The sequence below is a fragment of the Treponema sp. Marseille-Q4132 genome (genome assembly GCF_014334835.1).
Classification (GTDB): domain Bacteria; phylum Spirochaetota; class Spirochaetia; order Treponematales; family Treponemataceae; genus Treponema_D; species Treponema_D paredis.
Map to the genome: position 1 here is coordinate 2,120,692 of NZ_CP060591.1, position 22,315 is coordinate 2,143,006.

Sequence of the window (22,315 nt, forward strand, 5' to 3'; positions counted from 1 at the left end):
GACCGGCCTTACCGAAGAAAAAGCGGAAGCGATTAATTAATGTGTAATGTAATTGGTAATTACCGATTAGAAAAAACTTTGATGAGGAGCAATATATGACAAAACTGAAAACGATTTTCTTTGCCGCTTCGGCGCTTGCACTGTTGGGAGTAAGCGCGTGTAAAGACCCGAGCGACGGTACGGGCGGCGGAACGGGAGCACCGCCCGACGCCCCCTTTGTCGAAGGCGGTGCCTCCCTCATCTTAAGCCCCGATAAGCTCGACATCACAGTTAAGGGAACAACCGCCGACGGCACCTCTGTTACAGTTGAAGGCTGTACCGAAACAACGCTTATAAGCGGCATCGAAACCGTGCTGCATGCAAAAGGCTCATTGGTAATTCTCAAAGGCAAGATCACCAGTCTGGACTGCTCCGTCAATCGGCTAAACTCTCTTAACGTGCAGGGCTTAACCGCTTTGCAAGTGCTGTCCTGCGTCGGCAATCGGCTTACCGAACTTAACGTGCAGGGCTTAACCGCTTTGAAAGAGCTGGTCTGCTGGGGGAATCAGCTAAACTCTCTTAACGTGCAGGGCTTAACCGCTTTGCAAGTGCTGAACTGCTTCGGCAATCGGCTTACCGAACTTAACGTGCAGGGCTTGACCGCTTTGCAAGTGCTGAACTGCTCCGGCAATCGGCTCACCGCCCTTAATGTGCAGGGCTTAATCGCTTTGCAAACGCTGAACTGCTTCGCCAATCAGCTCACCGCACTTAATGTGCAGGGTTTAACCGCTTTGAAAGAGCTGCTCTGCGGGGAGAATCAGCTTAACGCAGATGCATTTAAAAAACTCTTTAATGATTTACCGGTTCGGGCGTATAGTGATAATGCAAGTTGTTATCTTTACACCGAACGAACCGACGATACCGAAGGCAATCATACGTACTTTAGCGCTCCGCCTGACTTATCGGATGCCTTTAATAATGCAAAAACGGTAAAGAAGTGGAAGATGTATAAGGTTGATGCAGACGGGTATGGGGTTAGGATTTAACGTTGCGTTCGGGCGTTTCGTATCGCTCTATGCGAGCCTCTCGTACCGGGCAGTACGGCAGTATTAATCGGCATACCGTTATACGTCCTGTGTAACGGTATACCGAAACGAAAAAACGGACATTCGGCAAATGAAACTTTTACCGCCGGCCGAACGGTATCCGCTTTTTCGTATGTCGTTCAGCGCTCTCGGCGTTGCGCACCGCCGAGACCTCTGCTATAATGGCTTTATGACAAGGGAAGATAATGCCGCGGTGCGTGCGGTGCGCCGCTCGACGCTAAAATCGATTAAAGCGAAAAAGAAAGAACGTCTCAAACAGATAAAAGCGAATTACGATTCGGAAATCCGCGAAATAAATATCAAATACGCGAAAGATCCCGAACGTCTGCGTGCCAAATACGCCGCCGACGATTATGCGAAAAGCGAGCGGGCAAAGCGCCGCGCCGAACGAAGGATCGAACACGAACGGCGGCGTATTGAAATGCAAAGCAAAAAAAGGCGCCTTTCTCTCGGCGAAGAAATTTTCAGCGCGATCGTGCAGGGACTCGGTGCGCTTTTGTCCGTTGCGGCGACCGCCGTTCTTGCCGACCGCGCCCTTCAGCATGCCGACGGTGCGCTCCGCGTATTGTACGTTTCCACATTCGTATGCAGCACGGGATTGATGATCGTCATGTACATCATGTCGACGCTGCATCATGCGCTTGTGTCCGAAAACGCGAAAGAAGTGTTCGGCAGGCTCGCTCATTGTTTTGTCTTTTTAGTGCTGGGCAGCGCGTACACGTCGTTTATATTGATTTTTGCGCGCGGTGTCGGAGGCTGGGTGCTTTTCGGCCTCGTGTGGACAAGCGCTGTCGTCGGTATCGTTTTGTACGCGGTACGGGGAAGCGAGCTGAAGATAGTCAATGCCGTATTTTATTTCGTCATCGGCTGGGCTGGCCTCTTTCTCGTTCGGCAATTTTATCTCGGACACGCCATACGCAGTTTTGTCTATCTCGTAGTTTCGGGGCTTTTGTACAGTTTGGGCTGCGTATTTTTTTTGCTGCGCAAAATCAAATATATGCCTGCCGCGGGAAACGCCGTTATGCTTTTAGGGACGCTGTACTTGTACGCTTCGCTTTTCTTTTCCGTATCATGAGTTTTATGGAAGCGGTACTGCTCGGTGTTGCGCTTTCGATGGATTCATTCGCCGTAAGCGTGACAAACGGCATGCAGCTCGATAAAGTAACGCTGCCGTATACGTTAGCCGTATCGCTCATGTTCGGCGCGTTTCAAGCGCTTATGCCGCTGATCGGATTTTTTTGCGGCAGTTTCTTTTATGCATATATCGAAGCGGTCGATCATTGGATAGTGCTTGCACTGCTTTGCGCACTTGGCGGCAAAATGATTTTCGAAGCGGTGCGGAAACGGCACACTTCGCACGAATTCAAAAAAAAAGCCGTATACGGACGGCATTTGCCGCTGCCGCTGCTCTTTGTACAAGGAATGGCAACCAGTGTCGATGCACTTGCCGTCGGCATCGGGCTTGCCGTGATCAACGCGGATATAAAGCAGTCCGCCCTGACAATCGGCGTAACGACGGCTTTTATCTGCTTGCCCGCAATGTATATCGGCAAAAAAACGGGAGACGTGTTCAACGAAAAAGCTCGGTTTGCCGGCGGTTGTATGCTGGTCGGCATCGGGATAAAGATATGCGTCCAGCATGTGATCGTGCGCGGCGGTGTGTAAGCGTGGTGCCTCCCATATACGATGTATTTGCTAAGTTTTTTATTCGTGTGGAGGGCTTAATATTTTATGTATTTCCCTTTTGACATATTTTATATTTCGTGCTATGTTTTTAACAATTATGTATTCATAATTAAGGAGTCGTTATGATTACTATACGAACGTCTAGGGGGGGGGCTTCTCTTTCCTCGCTGATTGCTGAATTCTGTACACTTATTTTATGCAGTACGGTTATACTGTTTGCAGCCGTTGCTTGCAGTACCGATTCTTCGTCCGGAGATTCGGCGGGTGATTATAGCGGCGGCGGAAGCGGAAAGCCGATCGAAAAATCGATCAATCTTGAATTTTATTCCGATCGCCCGACAACGGAAAATCCTGCAGTCAAAAAAGTTTCTCAGACGATAAAAACGGAAACGGTTTTACTTCGTAAAAATACTTTTTCGAAGGACGGATACGTATTTTATCGTTGGCAAAAATATCTGGATGGCATGATACTTATCGACATGATGACTTATTATGACGATGAGGCGACGGTAAAAGCGGACGACTTTAAAGATCCTCCGGTGGGAAAATATGTTCTTATTGCGGAATGGCTTGAATCTTCAAAGGCACAGCATATAACATTTAATAAAAATGACGGCTCCGCCGCTCCTGAAATAAAACGCTGTACGGTGGATAAAACTCAAGATTTTCAACCGATATCGAAATACGGTACTCTTTTTTCAAGGGAAGGGTTTGAATTCCTCGGCTATGATGAAAATCCTGCAGCTTCTGTGCCGGCATATTACAGCGGGGGTGATAAACTCACTATAAAAACGGATGTTACTTTGTATGCGATCTGGAAAGAAAAGAATCCTTCGTCGTATGCCGTTATCTATTATGCAAATTATGAAGGAGCGAATCCCGGAACTTATACACAGTATTCTCCTGTCGATAAAAAAATTATTCCCGATGCTGATGCGATATTTACACGCAACGGTCATGCTTTTATCGGGTGGGCATCTAAATACCTTCCGCTTTTTAGTACGAAATATTATAAAGCCGATGAACCCATAGACTTTAGATATGACCCTCATGGAAATGCAATGAGTCTCGATGCTTGTTGGGCAGCCGAAAATGATTTCTGTATCGTAACGTATGATGCAAACGGAGGCGCGGGTACTCCGCCGCCCGTTCAAAAATTCGGCAAAGATTCTCCGTTGTATTTTAGAAATGTTGCACCGAATCCTTTTGTACGTGAGCATTATAAATTTCTCGGCTGGAATGATAGCAAAAACGGTACGTGGGGAAAATGGAATGCCTCAAGCGATCGGGAGAAGACAAAGCGATTCTATTTTGAAACCGGTAAAAAGGTAACGCTGTATGCCGTCTGGGAGTATGATCTTCCGATCATTACATTTGTACACAGAAGTCCTCCGAGCGCGGCGACAAAAAACGGTGAATACGAAACGAAACAATATCCTATGTCGAAAACGGAACAGACAAAACTGGATCCCAATCCGTTTATTCTAAAAGAGGCGGGATATAAATTTATCGGCTGGAAAGACGAAAAGACGGGGAAAACATATGAAGACGGGGCATCATTGATTGTTACGGAAGATATGACGCTGAGAGCTCAGTGGGAACCTATTACGTATACGATAACTTTTGACGGTAACGGCGGCCTTTGGGGGCTTATCCCGCTTTTGGGATCAGCGCCCGAAGGCGATCCCAAAAAATCTATCGTAATGGAAGAAAGAAAACCTCCGTATGTTTTTCGAGTCAAAAATGTTTTCAAAGATCCTGTTTCATCCACAGAGTATTATTTGCATCGCAGCAGCTCGACGGATAAACCCTATTATAAGTTCATCGGTTATTCGAAAAATAAAGATGCAACGGTTCCCGACCCGAACTATGAAGAGCTTGACATTGTAACCATAAGTGAAAAAAAAGATACAACCTTATACGCTGTTTGGAAACTTGTACCGAAGTATGGAGATCATTAGATCGGAAAGGATGCTGTTTTAACGGTCTTTTTCTAAATTAAAACGGCAATAAGGGTTTTATTGTAATAACAAGCGGCAGTCCGTGTTTTCGATATCGCATGATATCGAGAGTACCGTTGTCTGCCGCTTGTTTTTTTCCGACGCTTTGCAAAACCGTTTTTTTATATAATGTATAGCTATGCTTGTCGATTTTCATACACATTTGCATGCGTACCGGCGCGGAGATGAGTGCGATGCGGCGCTCGAATGCATTCGGCAAAATGCAATCCTCACGGTCGCCTCTTCCGTGGACAGGGCGACATGGAACGAAACGCTTTCGCTTGCATCTCTTGTTTTTCACTCCGGGAAAAAATTAATAATTCCGACCTTCGGCATTCATCCGTCGTATTGCGCCGGTTTGCCGGAAAGCGAAACGGAACTTTCCGATCTGCTTGAACCGTATCTGTGTGCATCGCCGATCATCGGAGAGATCGGACTCGATTTTTATTGGGAAAAAGAAATATCACACGAAACGCAGGAACGCGTGTTCCGCTGTATACTCGACCATTGCGAACGTACGGAAAAATATTGCGTCGTACACACTAAGGGAGCCGAATCGCGCATAGTCCGGATCCTTGCGGACTTCCCGCATGCAAAGCCCGTCATTCACTGGTATGACGGACCGGATTCGGCGTACGATATTTTTTTATCCCGCGGGTATATGCAGACATTCGGCTGCGAAGTGCGTTATTCCGATCGTATCAAAGCGCTGCTCGCCCGGACGCCTCTTGAGTTTTTGCTTTCCGAAACGGATAATCCGACCGGAGAGGTGTGGCTCGGAGGCGAGGATTCGTCGCCGCTTTTGATAAAGCGCGTAGTGCACGATATCGCGGAAGTAAAGGGGATCGAAGATGCGGAAGCGGAATCGATTTTGCAAAAAAACGCCGAAAAAATTCTTGCGGCGGCGAATATCGATTACCGTACCGTCTAGCATTGTTGGGCGGTATCGATTATACTGTAGCGGCTGAATGTCGGACGCGTATCGAATGCGAGACCGTTTTTCGAATGCACTGCCCGGTCAACGTAAACGTTGTGAATGTAGGATAATATATATTCGTATTGAAGAGGAATTTTCACATGGTGCTGTACAAAGAATTCGTTGAACACGATAGAGATTATCTGTCTTATGAAGATTTGAAAAAAAATTTTAAAATTAAAATTCCCGATAATTTTAATTTTGCATACGATGTCGTAGACCGCTATGCGGCCGAAGATCCGGAAAAGCGGGCGCTCGTATGGTGCGACGATTCGGATGAAGAACATATATTTACGTTCGCCGATATTTCGGAGATGTCGAAGCGCACTGCCAATTTTCTCACGGCACACGGCATCGGAAAGGGTGATTCCGTCATGCTCATCTTGCGCAGGCGGTATGAGTTTTGGTGGTTTATCATCGCTCTGCACCGTATCGGCGCAATCGTAATTCCCGCGACGGATCAGCTGCTTGAAAAAGATATCGAATACCGCAATAAAGCCGCCGAAGTGAAGATGATCATTTCATTCGACGAACCGAAAGTGCAGGAAGAGATCGAAAAATCGCTTGCGGCTTCTCCGTCGGTAAAGACGCTCGTAACCGTCGGAAAGGAGCGCGGAGTATGGGTGAACTTTCATAAAGAGATTGAAAAATACGACGCGCGCTTTGACCGGCCGACAGGCGACAAAGCAACGCGCAATGAAGATATCATGCTGCTGTATTTTACGTCGGGTACGTCGGGTTATCCGAAAATGGTTCAGCACAATTTCGTATATCCTCTCGGACATATCGTTACGGCGAAGTATTGGCAAAATGTCGTGGACAACGGTTTGCATTTGACGATAGCCGAAACGGGCTGGGCGAAAGCGGTGTGGGGAAAACTCTACGGTCAGTGGCTTGCGGGCTCGGCGGTCTTTTCGTACGATATGACGAGCTTTAAGCCGGACAGAATGCTGCAAAAGATTTCGCATTATAAAGTGACGACCTTTTGCGCGCCTCCGACCGTGTACCGCTATCTTATTCGGCAGGATTTGAAAAAATACGATCTGTCGAATCTGTGCTATTGCGTGACGGCGGGTGAAGCGCTCAACGCGGAAGTATATAATAAATTCTACGAACAGACGGGCATTAAAATGTTCGAAGCGTACGGGCAGACGGAAGCGACCGTCATCATCGGCAATTTCCCGGGTATGGAGCCGAAGCCCGGTTCTATGGGAAAGCCCGCGCCGGGTTATGACGTCGATATCATTGCACCGAACGGCATGAAATGCAAAGCGGGAGAAGCAGGCGAAATCGTCATCCGTATCGCCAAAGAGCGTCCCTTCGGTTTATTTTCCGGCTATTACCGCGATTTTTCGCTGACGGCTGCGGCCTTCGACAGCGGACTCTATCATACCGGCGATACCGCGTATTACGATAACGACGGCTATTTGTGGTTTATCGGGCGCAACGACGATATTATTAAAAGTTCCGGTTACCGCATCAGTCCGTTCGAAGTCGAAAGCGTGCTGATGAAACATCCTGCGGTACTCGAATGCGCAGTGACGGGCGTCGAAGACAAGCGGCGGGGTCAGCTCGTCAAAGCGACGATCGTACTCAATGCCGGTTTTGAGCCGTGCAAAGCGCTTGAACTCGAACTGCAGGATTATGTAAAGCATCAGACGGCGAGCTATAAGCATCCGCGCATCGTTGAATTCGTAAAGGAATTGCCGAAGACGATCAGCGGTAAAATCCGCCGCGTCGAAATTCGTGAAAAGGATAAAGAGACTTCGTCCGGAAAAAAAGATAAGACGAATCACTTTAAATTTTAACGCGCCGAAAAATACGCCGTGAAAAGCCGATAATTTTCAAGGATGTGCTTTATGTACGGAGCGATTTCGGGAGACATAATCGGCGAGCCTTATGAGTCGGGCGAAAATCCGAAAACAAAGGATTTTCCGTTGTTTTGCGCCGAGCCCGAGTTTACGGACGATTCGGTGATGACGATCGCCGTATGCGGCGGAATATTGGCGGCGGGTATCGATGCGGATGAGCGGACGATGAAAGCGGCGCTCACGGCAAGTATGCTCAGGTGGGGGCGCGAATATCCCGGTGCGGGCTACGGTGAAAGATTTTATCTTTGGCTGCACGGCGCCGATCCGAAGCCGTACGGCAGTTTCGGAAACGGATCCGCAATGCGGGTGTCTTCGGTCGGCTGGCTTTTTAAAACGCTTTCGCGGCCGCGTCGGGTCGCTGCATGGAGCGCCGAAATTACGCACAATCATCCTGAGGGTGTCAAAGGCGCAGAGTCGGTTGCAGCGGCGATTTGGCTTTCGCGGAACGGGTACGCCAAAACCGAAATCAAAACCTATGTCGAAAAAGAATTCGGCTACGACCTTTCTCGTACGTGTGACGAAATCCGTCCTTCGTATGTTTACGAAGCATCCTGTCAAAAAACAGTGCCCGAAGCGATGACCGCATTTTTGGAAGGGCACGATTTTGAAGACGTTGTCAGAACCGCGGTTTCTCTCGGCGGCGATTGCGATACGCTTACCGCCGTTGCCGGAAGCATGGCCGAAGCGTTTTACGGAATCCCCGAAGACATAAAGGCGAAATGTATCGAACTGACGACGGACGATATGCACGCGGTGATGTACGAATTCGACAAAAAAGCATATGCGAAAAAACCTCGCTGAAGCGTTTTCTTTTGTTGGAGACGCTCGGCAATTCCTGCACGGGGAACTTCGCGCTTCGCGCTCGTTCAATGCACGGCACGGATGCCGTGTCGTATCTTGGCAAAACGGCTGCGTATTTTTGCTACGCAAAAATACGGTAGTGAGCGGTGCACGGATGCAGCGCGAACGGCCACTGCTCGCAATCTTATAAAAAGTCGGGAGTCGAAAAACGCTGAAGCGTTTTTCTTTTGTTGGAGACGCACAGGATTGCTGTGCGGGGGACTTCGCGCTTCGCGCTCGTTCAATGCACGGCACGGATGCCGTGTCGTATCTTGGCAAAACGGCTGCGTATTTTTGCTATGCAAAAATACGGTAGTGAGCGGTGCACGGATGCAGCGCGAACGGCCACTGCTCACAATCTTATAAAAAGTCGAGAGTCGAAAAACGGCCGAGCCGTTTTTCTTTTATCGGAGACGCTCGGCAATTCCTGCGCGGGAAACTTCGCGCTAACGCGCTCGTTGCAAGTCCCGCACTGCTCGGATTTACTCTATAAGTCGAGAGTCGAAAAACGGCCGAGCCGTTTTTCTTTTATCGGAGACGCACAGGATTGCTGCGCACTGCTCGCAATCCTGTGCTCTTGATTTTTTATATGTCTAAGCATACTATATAATCAGAAGTAGCTATGATGAACATCGTGTTTGAAAAAATTAATAAAAACGGGAGAAAGATTTTACTTTCGCCCTTGACGGTAAGCGTGCTCTATCTCGTTGTGTTGGCCGAACTTATGCTGTTTCCTTTCAGTATGACCGGCATGGATCTGTTCAATCCCGAACAAACTTCCCGTTTGCTTTTTCCGTTTACCGTATTGCTGTCGGGAGCGGTAACGAGAGGTTTTAATTTTTTTTATATTTGCTGTCTGTCGTTTTTTCTTTTACCTATGACTTTTATCGTTATTGTCTTGTCGTTTTTTCGAAAAGAAATAACCAAGCTCGCCGTGTATCTGTGTTTGCTTGTTTCTCTGACGTTTTACTTGGCGGCATCGTTTTGCGGAATTATTTTATTTGCAAATACCGCCCGCTGGTTTTCTTCTCTGAGTCCGTTGACATATATAGCCTTTTTTTCGGCTTTTATCTTGCATGCGCGGCTCATCACCGTCGGCGTACTTTCCATAAAAGCGCAAAACGAATCCTATGTCGAATATAAAGAATTGTTAAGAGAAGAAGAAAAAAAAGAAGCCGTCATGCGGAAAAAGGCCGCGGAAAAATTGAAAAAACGGAAAAAGACGGGAGCCGATACCGGTGTCGGTTTTACCGCCGTAAAAAACACGTTGAGCGAATGGGCGCATAGGGTGCGAACCGTCAAAATCAAAACGCGTATTAAAACGAAAATAACCGTCGTTATTCTTTTGACGATACTTATCATTCTTTCGACGTTTATCTATACCGATCTGAACAATTATAAAGCCCTTGTTTCGCAGACTGCCGACAATACGGGCAAAAATCTTGCGGAGCAGGTTGCCGCAATTTATGATTTTTCCGACGGGCTGCATACGAAGATAAGCGCTTTTCTTGAAGGTGTAAAAAAGACCAATGCGTCTTCTCCTTTTCCTTGTCAACGTGCGGATATCATCACGGCGAGCGCCAAAACGAATATTTTTCTCGACGAAATCGATTATTCTACGGAGCTGCCGGAATTCGACGTCTTTTCGTATACGACCGCTGCCGTAGAGATACATAAAATTCCCGCGGAAGAAAAAAGGATTTTACCGTCGGAAGCCATTCAGTACATCGTCCATTTTCAAGACATCAACACGAGGGGCAAACCGATTTGCAAGTCGGGAAAGAATACGTGCGTTTACGTGTACCCCGTAACTTTTTCGCGCAAAGAGGGGCAAAAGCTCGTGGGATTTTCGGTCGTTACGTATTTGAAAGAAATTTTAAATCGGCCGTATTTTCAGGCGAAAGTTTTTATACTTTCGATTTCGGTGATTTTTTTCTATGTTTCCATAATCATCACGCTGTTTCTCGCGGACTTTATAGTAAATCCCGTCCTCTTTCTTTGCGGCAATATCAGAAGAACGGCAAACAGTCTCGGCGATATGCTTGCCGGAAATGCAAAGATCGAATCGGGTAAATTGGTTTTTGAAGAAACCGTCCATACGAACGACGAGATAAAAAATCTTTCCGTCGAAATAAAAAATATCGTGTCGCTTGTGCGCGGTATGCTTCCGTACGTGTCGTTTCACACGGTGCAGAACGCTGAAAAAAATGCCGGTCGTTTGAGCGCGACGCGTGAGTTGTGTTTTTTGTTTACCGATATCCGCGGCTTTACGAGCCTTTGTGAAAAAGTACCTCCGAAAGAGGTTATCCGGCTTTTAAATCATTATCTCGATATCGAAACGAAAATTATTTTCGATAACGGCGGAGATGTCGACAAATACGTCGGCGACGAAATAATGGCGTTTTTTCCCGGACCGAAAAAGGAAATCAATGCCTGCAAAGCCGCGATGGAAATCCGCAAAGCGATGTATCGCGAAAAACAGCTCGCTTTGGAAAAAGGGGCGGCCGCTATTGCCGTCGGTATCGGAATCAATTCGGGCGCCGTCGTATTCGGTTCGGTCGGTTCGGAAACGCGTAAAGATTTTACCTCGATCGGAGATACCGTAAATCTTGCGGCGCGCCTTGAAAGCGCGAATAAAGAATACGGTTCCAAATCGATTATTTCGAGAGCGGTTTATGAAAAGCTCGGCAAAGATTTCGTGTGCCGCGAACTCGACTATATAACGGTCAAAGGAAAAACAAAGCCCGTGCGTATTTATGAAGTACTGCAATCGAAACAAGCTGCGACCGATAAAATTATCGACTTAAAACGGACGTTCGAAACCGGCTTGTCGTATTATCGAAAAAGACAATGGCATAATGCTAAAAAATATTTTTCCGAAAACGTGGAAAAATACAACGATGCGCCGTCAAAAGTGTTTCTAAAGAGGATTGAGCGCTATCAGGCGTCACCGCCGAACAAAGAATGGAAAGGCGTTTTCGTAATGAGCGGCAAATAGCGAACGCAGAGCACTCGTGCCGGCATCGCATTTTGCGGATCGTTTTTGCTTGCAATCGCATCGCTCTTTACGCTACAATATGACGTTATGAAAGCTTCTCAAACGATTATTTCGACGCTGAGGGATTCTCCTTCGGATGCCGTCATCGAAAGCCACAAGCTTATGATGCGCGCGGGTCTTATCAGAAAATTGGCAAACGGATTGTACGCGTATATGCCCCTCGGTCTTCGTGCGCTTCGAAAAGCGGAAGCGATCATCCGCGAAGAACTTGATGCCGCCGGTATGCTTGAAATAAAACCGACGGTCATTCAGCCGGGCGATTTGTGGAAAGAGAGCGGGCGCTGGCAGACGATGGGACCGGAAATGCTGCGCGCCAAAACGAGAGGCGGACAGGATATGATCGTCAGTCCCACTGCGGAAGAAGCGTTTACGGCGCTCGTCCGCGACGGTCTTACCTCCTATAAACAGCTGCCGATTTTTATCTATCAGATCAATACGAAATACCGCGATGAAATCAGACCGCGCTACGGCGTTATGCGGGGCCGAGAATTTATCATGATGGATGCGTATTCGTTCGATGCGGATGCCCGCTCTCTCGACGAAAGCTACGAAAAATGTTCGCGTGCATACCGCCGCATTTTCAAACGCATGGGTATCAACGTGATTCCCGTAAGAGCCGATACGGGCGCTATGGGGGGAGACGGGTCGGAAGAATTCATGGTCGAAAGTTCCGTCGGGGACAATACGCTCGTGCTTTGTCCTTCGTGCGGCTACGCGGCGAATGTCGAAAAAGCTTCGTGCAAAGCCGATATCGCTCTCGATACTGCAGGCAAAGTGCAAGTGCCGGCAGACAAGCCCATCGAAAAAGTTCCGTGCCCCGGTGTCGAAACCATTGCCAAGATGGAAACATTTTTTAAAATGAGCGCTTCGCAGTTTATCAAAGTGCTCATTTATAAAACATATAATTCCTCCCTCGATTTGACGGATGTGCCCGGAGGAGCCGCGTTCAAGCGCGAAAAAGACGAAGGCGGAAACGAATATTATCCGGAAAGTTTTTTTGCCGTTGCGATCCGCGGCGATCTCGATGTAAACGAAACGAAACTTGCGGCTGCTCTCAAAGCGAGCGGCGCGGAACTCGCGGAAGAAGAAGACGTTATAAAGTATTCCGGTGCGCCGCACGGATTTGTCGGACCCGTCGGATTGACGAAAGTGCCGCTAGTTGCGGACGAAAGCGTTATGGTAAAAAAGGACGACGGCTCGTACGACGTGCGCGTCCACGATACGGTAACCGGCGGCGGTGAAAAAGACATCGACAATATGCACGTCGAGCCGCTGCGTGATTTTACGCCTTTTATGACGGCCGACGTGCGCACCGTAAAAGAAGGCGATGCGTGTGCCGTCTGCGGCCAAGCGCTCTATACGAAAAAAGGCAACGAACTCGGACATATCTTTAAGCTCGGCGCAAAATATACGAAGTCGATGAACGTTTCATATCTCGACGTAAACGGTAAATCCTGCATACCGCTCATGGGCTGCTACGGCATCGGCGTCGACCGTACGCTTGCGTCGATCATCGAAGAGCATCACGACGACAAGGGCATCATTTGGACGATGAGTACCGCTCCCTACCACGTCGCAATCGTACCGATAAAATACGAAGGGGGCATGAAAGAAGTCTCCGACGACATTTACGATGCGCTTACGAAAGCGGGCATCGAAGTGCTGCTCGACGACAGAAACGAACGGCCGGGCGTCAAATTCGCCGATATGGATTTGATCGGCATACCGGTGCGCATCGTCGTCGGCGAAAAAAATCTTCCGAACGTGGAGATAAAAGAACGTTCCGCAAGCGAAGCGTCCCTCGTTCCCGCCGGCGATGCGGCGCGGCAGGCGGAAAAGATCGTGCGCGATGCGCTCAGTGCGCTTAATGCTTAAATTTGATAAAAAATTCGTAAGGTATAAAAGGGGAGGGATAAACGCAATGCAACCGATAAAAAAAATTAATAATTATTATAAGGCGATCGCCTGTGCGGCATTTTTTTTGTGCATGAAGGCGGCGAGTGCGCTCCCGGGCTTTACGCCGTACATCGAAGATGCATCGGGTGAATACGTTTATTACGAAGATAAAACCTTTACGCGGAAATCTTACGTCGGCTTTCTCCGCTACGACGAAGCGACGTACGCCGCGCGGTATTATGCGCCGAAGACGGATAAAGACGCGCCGCTTTCCGTAACGATTTTTGTAACGCTGAATCCGGCTTCAGATCACATGGAAATCACCGGCGAAAAGCAGATCGCATCCGGTTCTCCGCGCGACGGCGAGATCGTCAATTATCTTGAAGACATGATGTACACGCTGAACGCGCACCGTATCAAAGCCGGCAGTATCGTTCGTGAAAAAGAGCGGATCGTACCGGACGAGTTCATGCAGTTCGGCGGCAAAGTCGTCATCGAATACGATTACCTCATTCCGCTTTTCAACGTAAAGCGCATCGCAAAGGGAAGCGATATGTCGATCCTTTTCGATGTAGTAAGCGTCGGAAAGCTTGCGTCTTCAAAGGATTCGGCGTTTTCAAATTTTTCGGGTTTTCCCGAATACTATGCGGATAAAAAAAATCACGCTCCGCGAAAAAAAACTGCGGCAAAAAAAACGACGCTTTCATTTGACGGGCAAAAAATTGATGCCGATGAAGACTGGGTGCAAAAGATGGACAATATGTGGATGCTCGGAAACGATGCGGTCATTTCCATGGCATCGCTTCCGAAACTTGCGGAAACTTCGCATCGCGCGGAAGCTCTCATGATCCGGCGGCTGCTCGAAGGAAACGGTACGTCTTATGCCGATTGGAGACGCGCTTCGGTGAGGGGCGCTGCAGGAGGCTATACGCTCGCCGCTGTTTTTTACGATGATGTAAAAAAGAAAGCGACACGCATCGTCAGAAAATTGATAAAAAAGAATGACGGTTCGTACGCGTTTTTTACGATGAGTGTTTTCGAAGGCGCGTACGAACCGAACAAATCGTATTTCGAGGGCATCGCCGATTCTTATACCGCCGTACAGTGACTTTATCGTCTGAATGTCGGGTTTTGAAATGCTTTCATAGAACTCGGCATTCAGGCTGATTAACCCGAATTTCGAGTTTGCCAGAACTCGAAATTTTCCAACCGTTTCGTACATCAATGCATGTTGAGTTCGAAAATAAATAAAATGATGCGGAGGCAAGGTTCCGGCTGCGTGCCGTTTCGAGCGTTAGGCTCACGGAAGCCTGTCTTAAAAGCTCGACTGCGGCATACACGGCGAGTTTGCAGAGCAAACTCGGTAGTGAGCGCAGCGAACGAAGTTCTCGCCGAAAGCATACTTTTATTTTGAAATGCTTTCATAGAACTCGGTATTCAGGCTGATTAATAATTTTATTGAAAGCTCGAACGCGAAAGCGGAGAGCCTATCCACGTACCTTCGCTTCCGAGATAATCTTCACGCTGTCCTTCGATGATAAACTGCACGCTGTTGACGGTGCTGAACGAAGTCGCCGTGTAAACGATCTGCATGAGCTGCGCGAGGTAGCCCTGGACGCCGACGCTGTTGAACGAAAAGGCTTCGCTGAAATTGAGCGTTGCGATGCCGTTTTTTACCGAAGCGCCGAGAAGCTTTGTACCCGAAGGGATCAGCGTTATCGTGTTGCGCGCTTTTTCATCCGCGCTGGGGCCGGCTAAAAGCGAGTTCAGCGTATCGGTGAGCGGAGAATCCGATTTCGGCAATTTGCGTGTTACGATTTGACGGCTCACCGACCCGTCGGATCCGATGACGACGAAGCAGAGCGGCACGTTTATCGTCGACGCAGGCTGCGGTGTGCTTTTCGGACTTTGCGTTTTATCGGCGTTCCGTGTATCCGATTTCGGTTTTTCCGCCGTCCGCGTTTCTTTGTCTTTTTCGCTTTTCGGCTTTTCCGCAGGTGTTGTTTCACCGCTCTTTTCGGTTTCCGCTCGGTCGGCAGGTTTTTGTGCATCGGGTATCGATGTCGGTTTTTGTACAGTGCTTTCGTTTTGCTTTGCAATGTTCGACCGGTTATTTTCAGTGACGGATGATTCGGTCGAATTCGCTTCGGGTAAAATATCTATTTGAAAGGCGTCGCTGCCGTTTTTCGGATTTTGTTTTTGTTCGTGGTTTTGGACGAACTCCGGCGTCTTTCCGAATACGCGCCCGAAAAAATCGGTGTTTTGCAGGTTTGAAAGTATGATATCTTTTTTAACAAAAAAGAATACGAGCAGAATGAGTGCGACGAGCAGCCAGCACGCAAATGCAAATCCCGTATTCTTCTTTTTTGTATTCCGTTCAGCCATATCTATAGTATCGGTAGCATTTGCCCGCACTATTAGTTTGAAACCGCACCGGAAACTATATTGTATAAAAAACAACGTATAACGTAAAAAAACGCTGCACTCCCGGCAGCAGCCCTGCCGTTCGCCGCGGCAGACCGTGATCGGAATCGGACTGCGCAAAATTTCTTCGAAATTTTGCTTGCCATCGGTCAGAGCGGCTCGGCGGCAGTTCCGCTGCCTCGCGTTCCGCCCTTTATTATACACTTCTTTTCGATAATATATATTTCCGGTGCGGTTGCCCTGAGTCCAGATGCTGATCTGCAAATTCGCCGGAACGGAACCGAAACTCCGCCTTCGAAATCCGGCAGCAGCCGCGCCGTTTTGTGCGATCCGTCAGCCGGCCAGATATTCGTTTATGCTCGCAGCCGCTTTTCTGCCTTCACCCATGGCGAGGATGACAGTTGCCGCTCCGAGTACGATATCGCCGCCCGCCCACACTTTCGTCTTGCTTGTAGCCTGTTTGTCGTCGACGACGATGTGACCGTGTTTATCCGCATCGAGTCCGGGCGTCGTGCGCACGAGCAGGGGATTGCTGCCGTTGCCGAGGGCGACGATGACCGCATCGCACGGGATTTCGTGTTCGCTTCCGGGAATGGCGACGGGACTCCGTCTGCCCGATGCGTCGGGTTCGCCGAGTTCGTATCGCAGTGCTTTGATACCGCGCACGCGGCCGTTCAGCGCTTTGTCTTCGCTTTCGATGCCGAGCACTTCGATCGGGTTTTCGAGGAAGCGGAATTCGACGCCTTCTTCTTCCGCGTGGCCTACTTCTTCTTTTCGTGCGGGCATTTCATCGCGCGTTCTGCGGTATACGATGCTGACGTGTTCCGCGCCGAGGCGGAGCGCCATACGTGCGGCGTCCATCGCAACGTTTCCGCCGCCCACGACGATGACGTTTTTCGCTTCGTAATACGGTGTATCGGCAGTACCCTTCATATACGCTTTCATCAAATTGGCACGCGAAAGGTATTCGTTTGCGCTGAATACGCCGATGAGATTTTCTCCCGGGATATTGAGGAATTTCGGAAGTCCTGCGCCCGTGCCGATAAAGGCGGCGTCGAAACCTTTTTCCGTCAAAAGCTGATCGAGCGTGTCGGTGCGTCCGACGAGAAAGTTCATTTCGAATTTGACGCCCATCTTTTTCAGATTTTCGACTTCTTTTGCAACGATGTCTTTCGGAAGACGGAATTCGGGAATGCCGTAAAGCATGACGCCGCCGGCTTTGTGAAACGCGTCGAATACAGTAACGTCGTGACCCGCTCTCGCGCAGTCGGCAGCGACCGTAAGTCCCGCAGGACCCGATCCGACGACAGCGACTTTTTTGCCCGTCGCTTTTGCGACCGTCGGCAGCGTCGTTTTATTGTTCGTGCGTTCCCAATCCGCGACGAACCGTTCGAGCCGTCCGATAGAAACCGCTTTGTCGACCGTTTTATGAATCTTTCCGACCGTACATTCTTTTTGGCACTGTTTTTCCTGCGGACACACGCGGCCGCAGATCGCAGGCAAAAGGTTCGTCAGTTTAATCGTATCGACTGCAGATTTGAAATCTCCCTTTTGGATTTCCGCGATAAATTGCGGGATCGCGATGCCGACGGGGCAGCCTGCGACACAGGGTTCGTTTTTACACTGGAGACAGCGGTTCGCTTCGTTGATCGCCATCTCTTTCGTATAACCGAGGGCGACTTCGCCCATTTCACGCGCGCGTTTTTTCGGCTCCGCGACCGGCATTTCCTGGAGCGGAATCGCCATGCGGTCTTTCGGAGAAAGAGGTGCCGCTTTTATCTTCTGTTCGATTTCATCGAATTCTTTTTTCGCCTGCGCTTCCAATTCATTTGCTGAAATATATTCCGTCATGATTATCGTCCTCTATAAAACTTTTGCAGGAAATTATTAAAAAATTACGATTGAGCTTTTTGCTCGATCGCGCTTTCCAATTTGCATTTGTGGAAATCTTCCTGTTCCTGCGCTTTGAACGTACCCATGCGCATCATCATATTGTCCCAATCGACTTTATGTGCGTCGAAATCGGGTCCGTCCACGCACACGAATTTCGTTTCGTCGCCGACCGTAACGCGGCAGCCGCCGCACATACCGGTACCGTCGATCATAATCGTGTTGAGCGAGACCACCGTCGGGATATTGTATTTTTCCGTCGTCTTTGCGGCGAACTTCATCATAATGGGAGGCCCGATAGCGATAACTTCGGCAGGCGGCGTCTGGGATTTGCAGAGTTCATCGAGCGGTACCGTGACAAGTCCCTGCCTGCCCGCGCTTCCGTCGTCGGTCATGACGATAACTTCGTCCGCAACCTTTTTCATCTCATCGACGAAAATGAGCAAATCCTTGTTTCTCGCGCCGATGATCATAATCACTTTATTGCCGGCCGCTTTCAGCGCCTGCACGATCGGATAACACGGTGCGACTCCGAAACCGCCGCCTACGACGACGACCGGCCCGTCGCGCTTTTCGATGACCGACGGATTTCCGAGCGGACCGAGTACCGCAGCGATGGAATCTCCCGTCTTTTTTTGCGCAAGTTTATACGTCGTCGCTCCGACCGCCTGAAAGACAAGCACGACCCAGCCTTCTTCCGCATTCGCATCCGCGATCGTCAGCGGAACACGTTCTCCGTAATCCGTGTCGAGCTGCACGATGACGAATTGCCCCGCTTTGCGGTTGCGCGCAATTTCGGGAGCTTCGAATTTCATGTAGTAGACGCCGGCGGAAATTTCTCTTTTTTCAAGAATTTTGAACATAGCATACCTTCGATAGAATAGATATCTATTATTGTATAGGAAAGGGGGAAAAAAGTAAATCGAATTAAAATTCTTAAAGACTATTTATCGACTAAGATCTTTTTACGGGATTTAAGGGGGGAAGTCTCCCCCTCGCGCGCACTTTGTTGCGCGCTGCCCCCTCATGCGGGGACACCCCGCAACGCCCCGTTTGCATCGCGGACATTCTCTGTCTAAAAAAAAATCTCCGAAAAACTCCGAGATCGCAACTTTTCCGCGATTTATATAGCAGACATCTGTGTACACGCGTACTAATTGCACCGTTCCTGCTTCTGAAGATTTACTCGCTGTATAATTTCAAGGATGGTCTTATGTCAAAACATAATCGTCGGTACAAAGATTCGGTTTTCGTCGACTTTTTCGGCGAAGATAAAAATGCAAAAAGCAATTTTCTCTCGCTCTATAACGCGCTCCACGACACTTACCTCGACGCATCTACGGAGCTGGAAGCACTCCGCATCGAACAGGTTATGTACATGGCTTTTCGTAACGACATTGCCTATCTCATAGACGGTAAAATCATCGCCCTCTCAGAACATCAATCCACAATCAACGCGAATATGCCGCTGAGATTTTTGCAGTATGCCGCGCGCCTTTACGAACGCATTCAAAACCCGCGCGACCGCTATCTCAAGTACTTGAAAAAAATCCCTACGCCCGAGTTTTATGTGTTCTATAACGGAGAAGAAGATTACCCTGAAAGCACGACTCTTCGTCTTTCCGATGCCTTTATGACGGTGTCCGAAAAACCTGTACTCGAACTCGTTGTCAGCGTAACGAATATCAATTATAATAAGGGAAGCAGAATCTTGCATACGTGTAAGCCGCTGAAAGAATACACGCTGTTCGTTGAAGCCGTACGGCGACACTTGCAGCTTGATTCTGAAAACGGCTTTAAGAACGCGATCAAAGAGTGCATACAAAACGACATCCTGCGGGAGTATCTGCTGCGGAAGTCAAAGGAGGTGATGAATATGTTAATTGCCGAATATGATTACGATGTAGACATCGCCGTGCAGCGGGAAGAAGAGCGGGAAATCGCTCTGCAGGAAGGCATTTCCGAAGGCTCATACCAAGCTAAGCTTGAAACGGCAAAAACCATGCTCGCTATGCGCTATCCGCTTGAAGATATTTGCAAAATAACCGGTCTCACGAAAGCGGAAGTCGAACAGCTGTAAATATTCCATACCCCGAAATCTTGTCTGCGCCGATATTCCACAGCCCCGACGTCCCGCTTTATCAATTTTTCAGCAAATCCGCAAAGGGATTGTACGTCATGCCGTCGTTCCGCACGCCGCCCGCTTTTGCACCTGAGCTTTGGCGGTTTTTGCCGTCGCTTTTCTGCCGAGTGCCGTCCGCATTCTTCGAAAGCGCTTTGACGACGATCACTCTCTTTGCGCCCCCGTTCGATTTTTTTTCATGCGCCGACCCGCCGCTTCCCTTGTCGCCGGATTTCGCTTCCGTCGGATTGAGCGCGCGCGATGCCGCGTCGCTTTTCAGCGACAGGCTGATGCGCTTTCTGTCGGGATCGAGCGCGAGGATCGTAAATTCTTTGACATCGCCGACTTTGACGACTTCCATCGGCTCTTTGACGAAATTGTCCGAAAGCTCGCTGATGTGGATGAGTCCCGTTTCGTGCAGACCGAGATCGACGAAAGCGCCGAAATCCACGACGTTTTTGATCTTTCCGGTAACTTTCATGCCCGGCTTCAAATCTTCGAACTGCACGACGCCTTTTTGCATGATCGGAGCGGGGTAGTCGTCGCGCGGATCGCGGTTCGGCTTTTTCAATTCTTCTGCGATATCCGAAATCGTCGTTTCCCCGATGCCGTATTTTTCTTCGAGTTTCTTTTTCAATTCGGCGGAAACTTCGCCGCCCGATTTGATGACGGCAAAAAGCTCGCGCGCCGCTTCGTAGTTTTCGGGATGCACCCACGTGTTGTCGAGCGGTTCTCCGCTTTCGGGGATTTTTAAAAATCCCGCGCACTGCTCGAAAGTCTTCGGACCGAGTCCGCTCACTTTTTTCAAATCATCGCGGCTTGTGATCTTTCCGTTCGCATCGCGGTATGCGACGATCTTTTTCGCGGTCGCAGGCGTAATGCCCGAAACGTATTTTAAAAGCGAACTGCTCGCCGTATTCAAATTGACGCCGACTTTGTTTACGACGGAACCCACCACTTCGTCGAGCATATCGGAAAGCTTTTTTTGATTGACGTCGTGCTGATAGAGTCCGACGCCGATCGCTTTCGGATCGATTTTGACGAGTTCGGCAAGCGGATCCTGCAGCCGCCGCCCCATGCTCACCGCTCCGCGGATCGTCAAATCCAAGTCGGGAAACTCTTCGCGCGCGATATCGCTTGCGGAATACACCGACGCACCGCTTTCGTCGACGACCGTATAGCGCACGTCGGGATAGTTTTCGCTTATGACGCGGCTTACGAGTTCGCGAACTTCGGGGCTTCCCGTTCCGTTTCCGACGGCGACGACTTGAATATCGTATTTTTTGATCGCAGCTTTAAGCGCTTCGTAGGAACCCGAAACGTCTGCGACCTGCTTTATTAAAAAGCTTCCGAGATATTTTCCCGTTTCGTCGAGAGCTGCGCACTTCGTTCCGGTGCGTATGCCCGGATCGACGCCGAGCACGCGGCTGCCTTTGATCGGCTGCGTCATCAAAAGGTTTCTGAGGTTTTCGCTGAATATGCCGATGCCGTGTTCGTCCGCTTTATCCGTTTCGTCGCTGCGGATTTCGCGCACGACGGCAGGCGAAAGGAGCCGCACGACGCCGTCTTTGATCGCGTCCGCGTGATACGCGTTGTTGATCGCTTGGCGCTTTTGCAGCATATCTACGGCCGCATCGACGTCCACATTTACGGTAACTTCGAGCGCTTCTTCCCGCTCTCCGCGGTTTATCGCGAGGATGCGGTGCGGCTTTATCTGATTGAGCGGCTCCGTGTAATCCCAATACATTTGATATGTCGACGTTTTTTGCTTTTCTTCGTCTCCTATACCTTTCGAAACGATCGAGCCGGTCGCCATATAGAGGTCGTACACCGCTTTGCGGTTCGCGCTGTCCTGCGCCGTCCTTTCCGCGATGATGTCCTTCGCACCCGCGATGGCATCCTCTGCAGTCGGAACCGAAAGTTCGGGATTGTCATCGTTTATTTTAATAAATTCTTCCGCTTTTTTTTCGACTGCAGTATCGTCGAGCGTGAGCATCGCATCCGCAAGCGCTTCGAGCCCGCGTTCGATCGCGATCATGCCGCGCGTTTTCTTTTTCTTTTTAAACGGCGCCCATAAGTCTTCAAGCGCCGTGAGCGTAAGCGCGCTCATTACCGCGTCGTACAGAGATTCGGTGAGTTTCCCTTGAGCAAAAATACCTCTCGCGATTTCGAGGCGCCGCTCTTCGAGATTTTTATGCGATTTGAACAAGCGGTCGCAGTTGCGTATCTGCATTTCGTCGAGCGAACCGTGCTTTTCTTTTCGATAGCGCGCGATAAACGGAACCGTGCAGCCTTCGTTTACGAGGTCGATGACGGCGCGCACCTGCGTTTCGCGGATGCCGATTTCCGCCGCGATTTTTTGTACGATGAGCGCTTCGTCGATTGCGAGCGCGTCCATTGTGTCTTGAGTAAATTCCATATAGGCGCTATTGTACGGAAAAGGACGGTGCGTGGCAAGGAAGATGAA

Annotated in this window: 15 protein-coding genes; 11 read left to right on the top strand and 4 right to left on the bottom strand. The window is 49.3% G+C overall.

The window, feature by feature from the left end:
- The first annotated feature begins 95 nt into the window (after nucleotides 1-95).
- The 10 genes from H9I35_RS09625 to H9I35_RS09670 all read left to right on the top strand — a co-directional run bounded on the left by H9I35_RS09625 (nucleotide 96) and on the right by H9I35_RS09670 (nucleotide 14,520).
- The gene (locus tag H9I35_RS09625; RefSeq protein ID WP_187419192.1) at nucleotides 96-1,025 is read left to right on the top strand and encodes a leucine-rich repeat domain-containing protein; all 930 of its coding nucleotides are present in this window, start codon (nucleotides 96-98) and stop codon (nucleotides 1,023-1,025) included.
- 229 nt (nucleotides 1,026-1,254) lie between these two features.
- Nucleotides 1,255-2,160, top strand: a complete 906-nt coding sequence (locus H9I35_RS09630) for a PAQR family membrane homeostasis protein TrhA (protein WP_187419193.1) — start codon at nucleotides 1,255-1,257, stop codon at nucleotides 2,158-2,160.
- Nucleotides 2,161-2,165: 5 nt separating this feature from the next.
- On the top strand, nucleotides 2,166-2,750 hold the full coding sequence (locus H9I35_RS09635; protein ID WP_252722643.1) for a manganese efflux pump MntP: 585 nt from the start codon (nucleotides 2,166-2,168) through the stop codon (nucleotides 2,748-2,750).
- A 143-nt stretch (nucleotides 2,751-2,893) separates the two neighbouring features.
- Complete coding sequence (locus H9I35_RS09640) at nucleotides 2,894-4,732, top strand: InlB B-repeat-containing protein (RefSeq protein ID WP_187419195.1); 1,839 nt, start codon at nucleotides 2,894-2,896, stop codon at nucleotides 4,730-4,732.
- A 178-nt stretch (nucleotides 4,733-4,910) separates the two neighbouring features.
- Nucleotides 4,911-5,702 (top strand): TatD family hydrolase, encoded by a 792-nt coding sequence (locus tag H9I35_RS09645; RefSeq protein ID WP_187419196.1) that lies wholly within the window; start codon nucleotides 4,911-4,913, stop codon nucleotides 5,700-5,702.
- A 146-nt stretch (nucleotides 5,703-5,848) separates the two neighbouring features.
- Nucleotides 5,849-7,555 carry an AMP-binding protein gene (locus tag H9I35_RS09650; protein WP_187419197.1) on the top strand — a complete coding sequence of 569 codons (1,707 nt, stop codon included), beginning with the start codon at nucleotides 5,849-5,851 and terminating at the stop codon, nucleotides 7,553-7,555.
- A gap of 51 nt (nucleotides 7,556-7,606) precedes the next feature.
- Complete coding sequence (locus H9I35_RS09655; protein WP_187419198.1) at nucleotides 7,607-8,419, top strand: ADP-ribosylglycohydrolase family protein; 813 nt, start codon at nucleotides 7,607-7,609, stop codon at nucleotides 8,417-8,419.
- 661 nt (nucleotides 8,420-9,080) lie between these two features.
- Nucleotides 9,081-11,456: an adenylate/guanylate cyclase domain-containing protein gene (locus H9I35_RS09660; protein WP_187419199.1), complete on the top strand. Its 2,376-nt coding sequence runs from the start codon at nucleotides 9,081-9,083 to the stop codon at nucleotides 11,454-11,456.
- Between the two features lie 87 nt (nucleotides 11,457-11,543).
- Nucleotides 11,544-13,391, top strand: a complete 1,848-nt coding sequence (locus H9I35_RS09665; protein ID WP_187419200.1) for a proline--tRNA ligase — start codon at nucleotides 11,544-11,546, stop codon at nucleotides 13,389-13,391.
- A gap of 46 nt (nucleotides 13,392-13,437) precedes the next feature.
- Nucleotides 13,438-14,520 (top strand): DUF7954 domain-containing protein, encoded by a 1,083-nt coding sequence (locus H9I35_RS09670; protein WP_187419201.1) that lies wholly within the window; start codon nucleotides 13,438-13,440, stop codon nucleotides 14,518-14,520.
- 347 nt (nucleotides 14,521-14,867) lie between these two features.
- On the opposite strand, the gene H9I35_RS09675 is transcribed toward H9I35_RS09670, so the two are convergent.
- From H9I35_RS09675 to H9I35_RS09685, 3 genes are all read right to left on the bottom strand, one after another.
- Entirely contained in the window at nucleotides 14,868-15,797 is a 930-nt protein-coding gene (locus H9I35_RS09675; RefSeq protein ID WP_187419202.1) for a GerMN domain-containing protein, read from the bottom strand.
- A gap of 372 nt (nucleotides 15,798-16,169) precedes the next feature.
- Complete coding sequence (gene gltA / locus H9I35_RS09680; protein WP_187419203.1) at nucleotides 16,170-17,687, bottom strand: NADPH-dependent glutamate synthase; 1,518 nt, start codon at nucleotides 17,685-17,687, stop codon at nucleotides 16,170-16,172.
- A 44-nt stretch (nucleotides 17,688-17,731) separates the two neighbouring features.
- A complete protein-coding gene (locus H9I35_RS09685; RefSeq protein WP_187419204.1) occupies nucleotides 17,732-18,589 on the bottom strand; it encodes a sulfide/dihydroorotate dehydrogenase-like FAD/NAD-binding protein in 858 nt (285 codons plus the stop codon).
- A 350-nt stretch (nucleotides 18,590-18,939) separates the two neighbouring features.
- On the opposite strand from H9I35_RS09685, the gene H9I35_RS09690 reads away from it, so the two are divergent.
- Complete coding sequence (locus H9I35_RS09690) at nucleotides 18,940-19,806, top strand: Rpn family recombination-promoting nuclease/putative transposase (protein ID WP_187419205.1); 867 nt, start codon at nucleotides 18,940-18,942, stop codon at nucleotides 19,804-19,806.
- Between the two features lie 61 nt (nucleotides 19,807-19,867).
- On the opposite strand, the gene H9I35_RS09695 is transcribed toward H9I35_RS09690, so the two are convergent.
- Nucleotides 19,868-22,267: a helix-hairpin-helix domain-containing protein gene (locus H9I35_RS09695; protein ID WP_187419206.1), complete on the bottom strand. Its 2,400-nt coding sequence runs from the start codon at nucleotides 22,265-22,267 to the stop codon at nucleotides 19,868-19,870.
- Between the last annotated feature and the right edge of the window lie 48 nt (nucleotides 22,268-22,315).

Bases quoted from the DNA above. Each gene is read 5' to 3' on its own strand.
- H9I35_RS09625 (WP_187419192.1), top strand. From the start codon at position 96: ATGACAAAACTGAAAACGATTTTCTTTGCCGCTTCGGCGCTTGCACTG.
- H9I35_RS09630 (WP_187419193.1), top strand. From the start codon at position 1,255: ATGACAAGGGAAGATAATGCCGCGGTGCGTGCGGTGCGCCGCTCGACG.
- H9I35_RS09635 (WP_252722643.1), top strand. From the start codon at position 2,166: ATGGAAGCGGTACTGCTCGGTGTTGCGCTTTCGATGGATTCATTCGCC.
- H9I35_RS09640 (WP_187419195.1), top strand. From the start codon at position 2,894: ATGATTACTATACGAACGTCTAGGGGGGGGGCTTCTCTTTCCTCGCTG.
- H9I35_RS09645 (WP_187419196.1), top strand. From the start codon at position 4,911: ATGCTTGTCGATTTTCATACACATTTGCATGCGTACCGGCGCGGAGAT.
- H9I35_RS09650 (WP_187419197.1), top strand. From the start codon at position 5,849: ATGGTGCTGTACAAAGAATTCGTTGAACACGATAGAGATTATCTGTCT.
- H9I35_RS09655 (WP_187419198.1), top strand. From the start codon at position 7,607: ATGTACGGAGCGATTTCGGGAGACATAATCGGCGAGCCTTATGAGTCG.
- H9I35_RS09660 (WP_187419199.1), top strand. From the start codon at position 9,081: ATGATGAACATCGTGTTTGAAAAAATTAATAAAAACGGGAGAAAGATT.
- H9I35_RS09665 (WP_187419200.1), top strand. From the start codon at position 11,544: ATGAAAGCTTCTCAAACGATTATTTCGACGCTGAGGGATTCTCCTTCG.
- H9I35_RS09670 (WP_187419201.1), top strand. From the start codon at position 13,438: ATGCAACCGATAAAAAAAATTAATAATTATTATAAGGCGATCGCCTGT.
- H9I35_RS09675 (WP_187419202.1), bottom strand. From the start codon at position 15,797: ATGGCTGAACGGAATACAAAAAAGAAGAATACGGGATTTGCATTTGCG.
- gltA (WP_187419203.1), bottom strand. From the start codon at position 17,687: ATGACGGAATATATTTCAGCAAATGAATTGGAAGCGCAGGCGAAAAAA.
- H9I35_RS09685 (WP_187419204.1), bottom strand. From the start codon at position 18,589: ATGTTCAAAATTCTTGAAAAAAGAGAAATTTCCGCCGGCGTCTACTAC.
- H9I35_RS09690 (WP_187419205.1), top strand. From the start codon at position 18,940: ATGTCAAAACATAATCGTCGGTACAAAGATTCGGTTTTCGTCGACTTT.
- H9I35_RS09695 (WP_187419206.1), bottom strand. From the start codon at position 22,267: ATGGAATTTACTCAAGACACAATGGACGCGCTCGCAATCGACGAAGCG.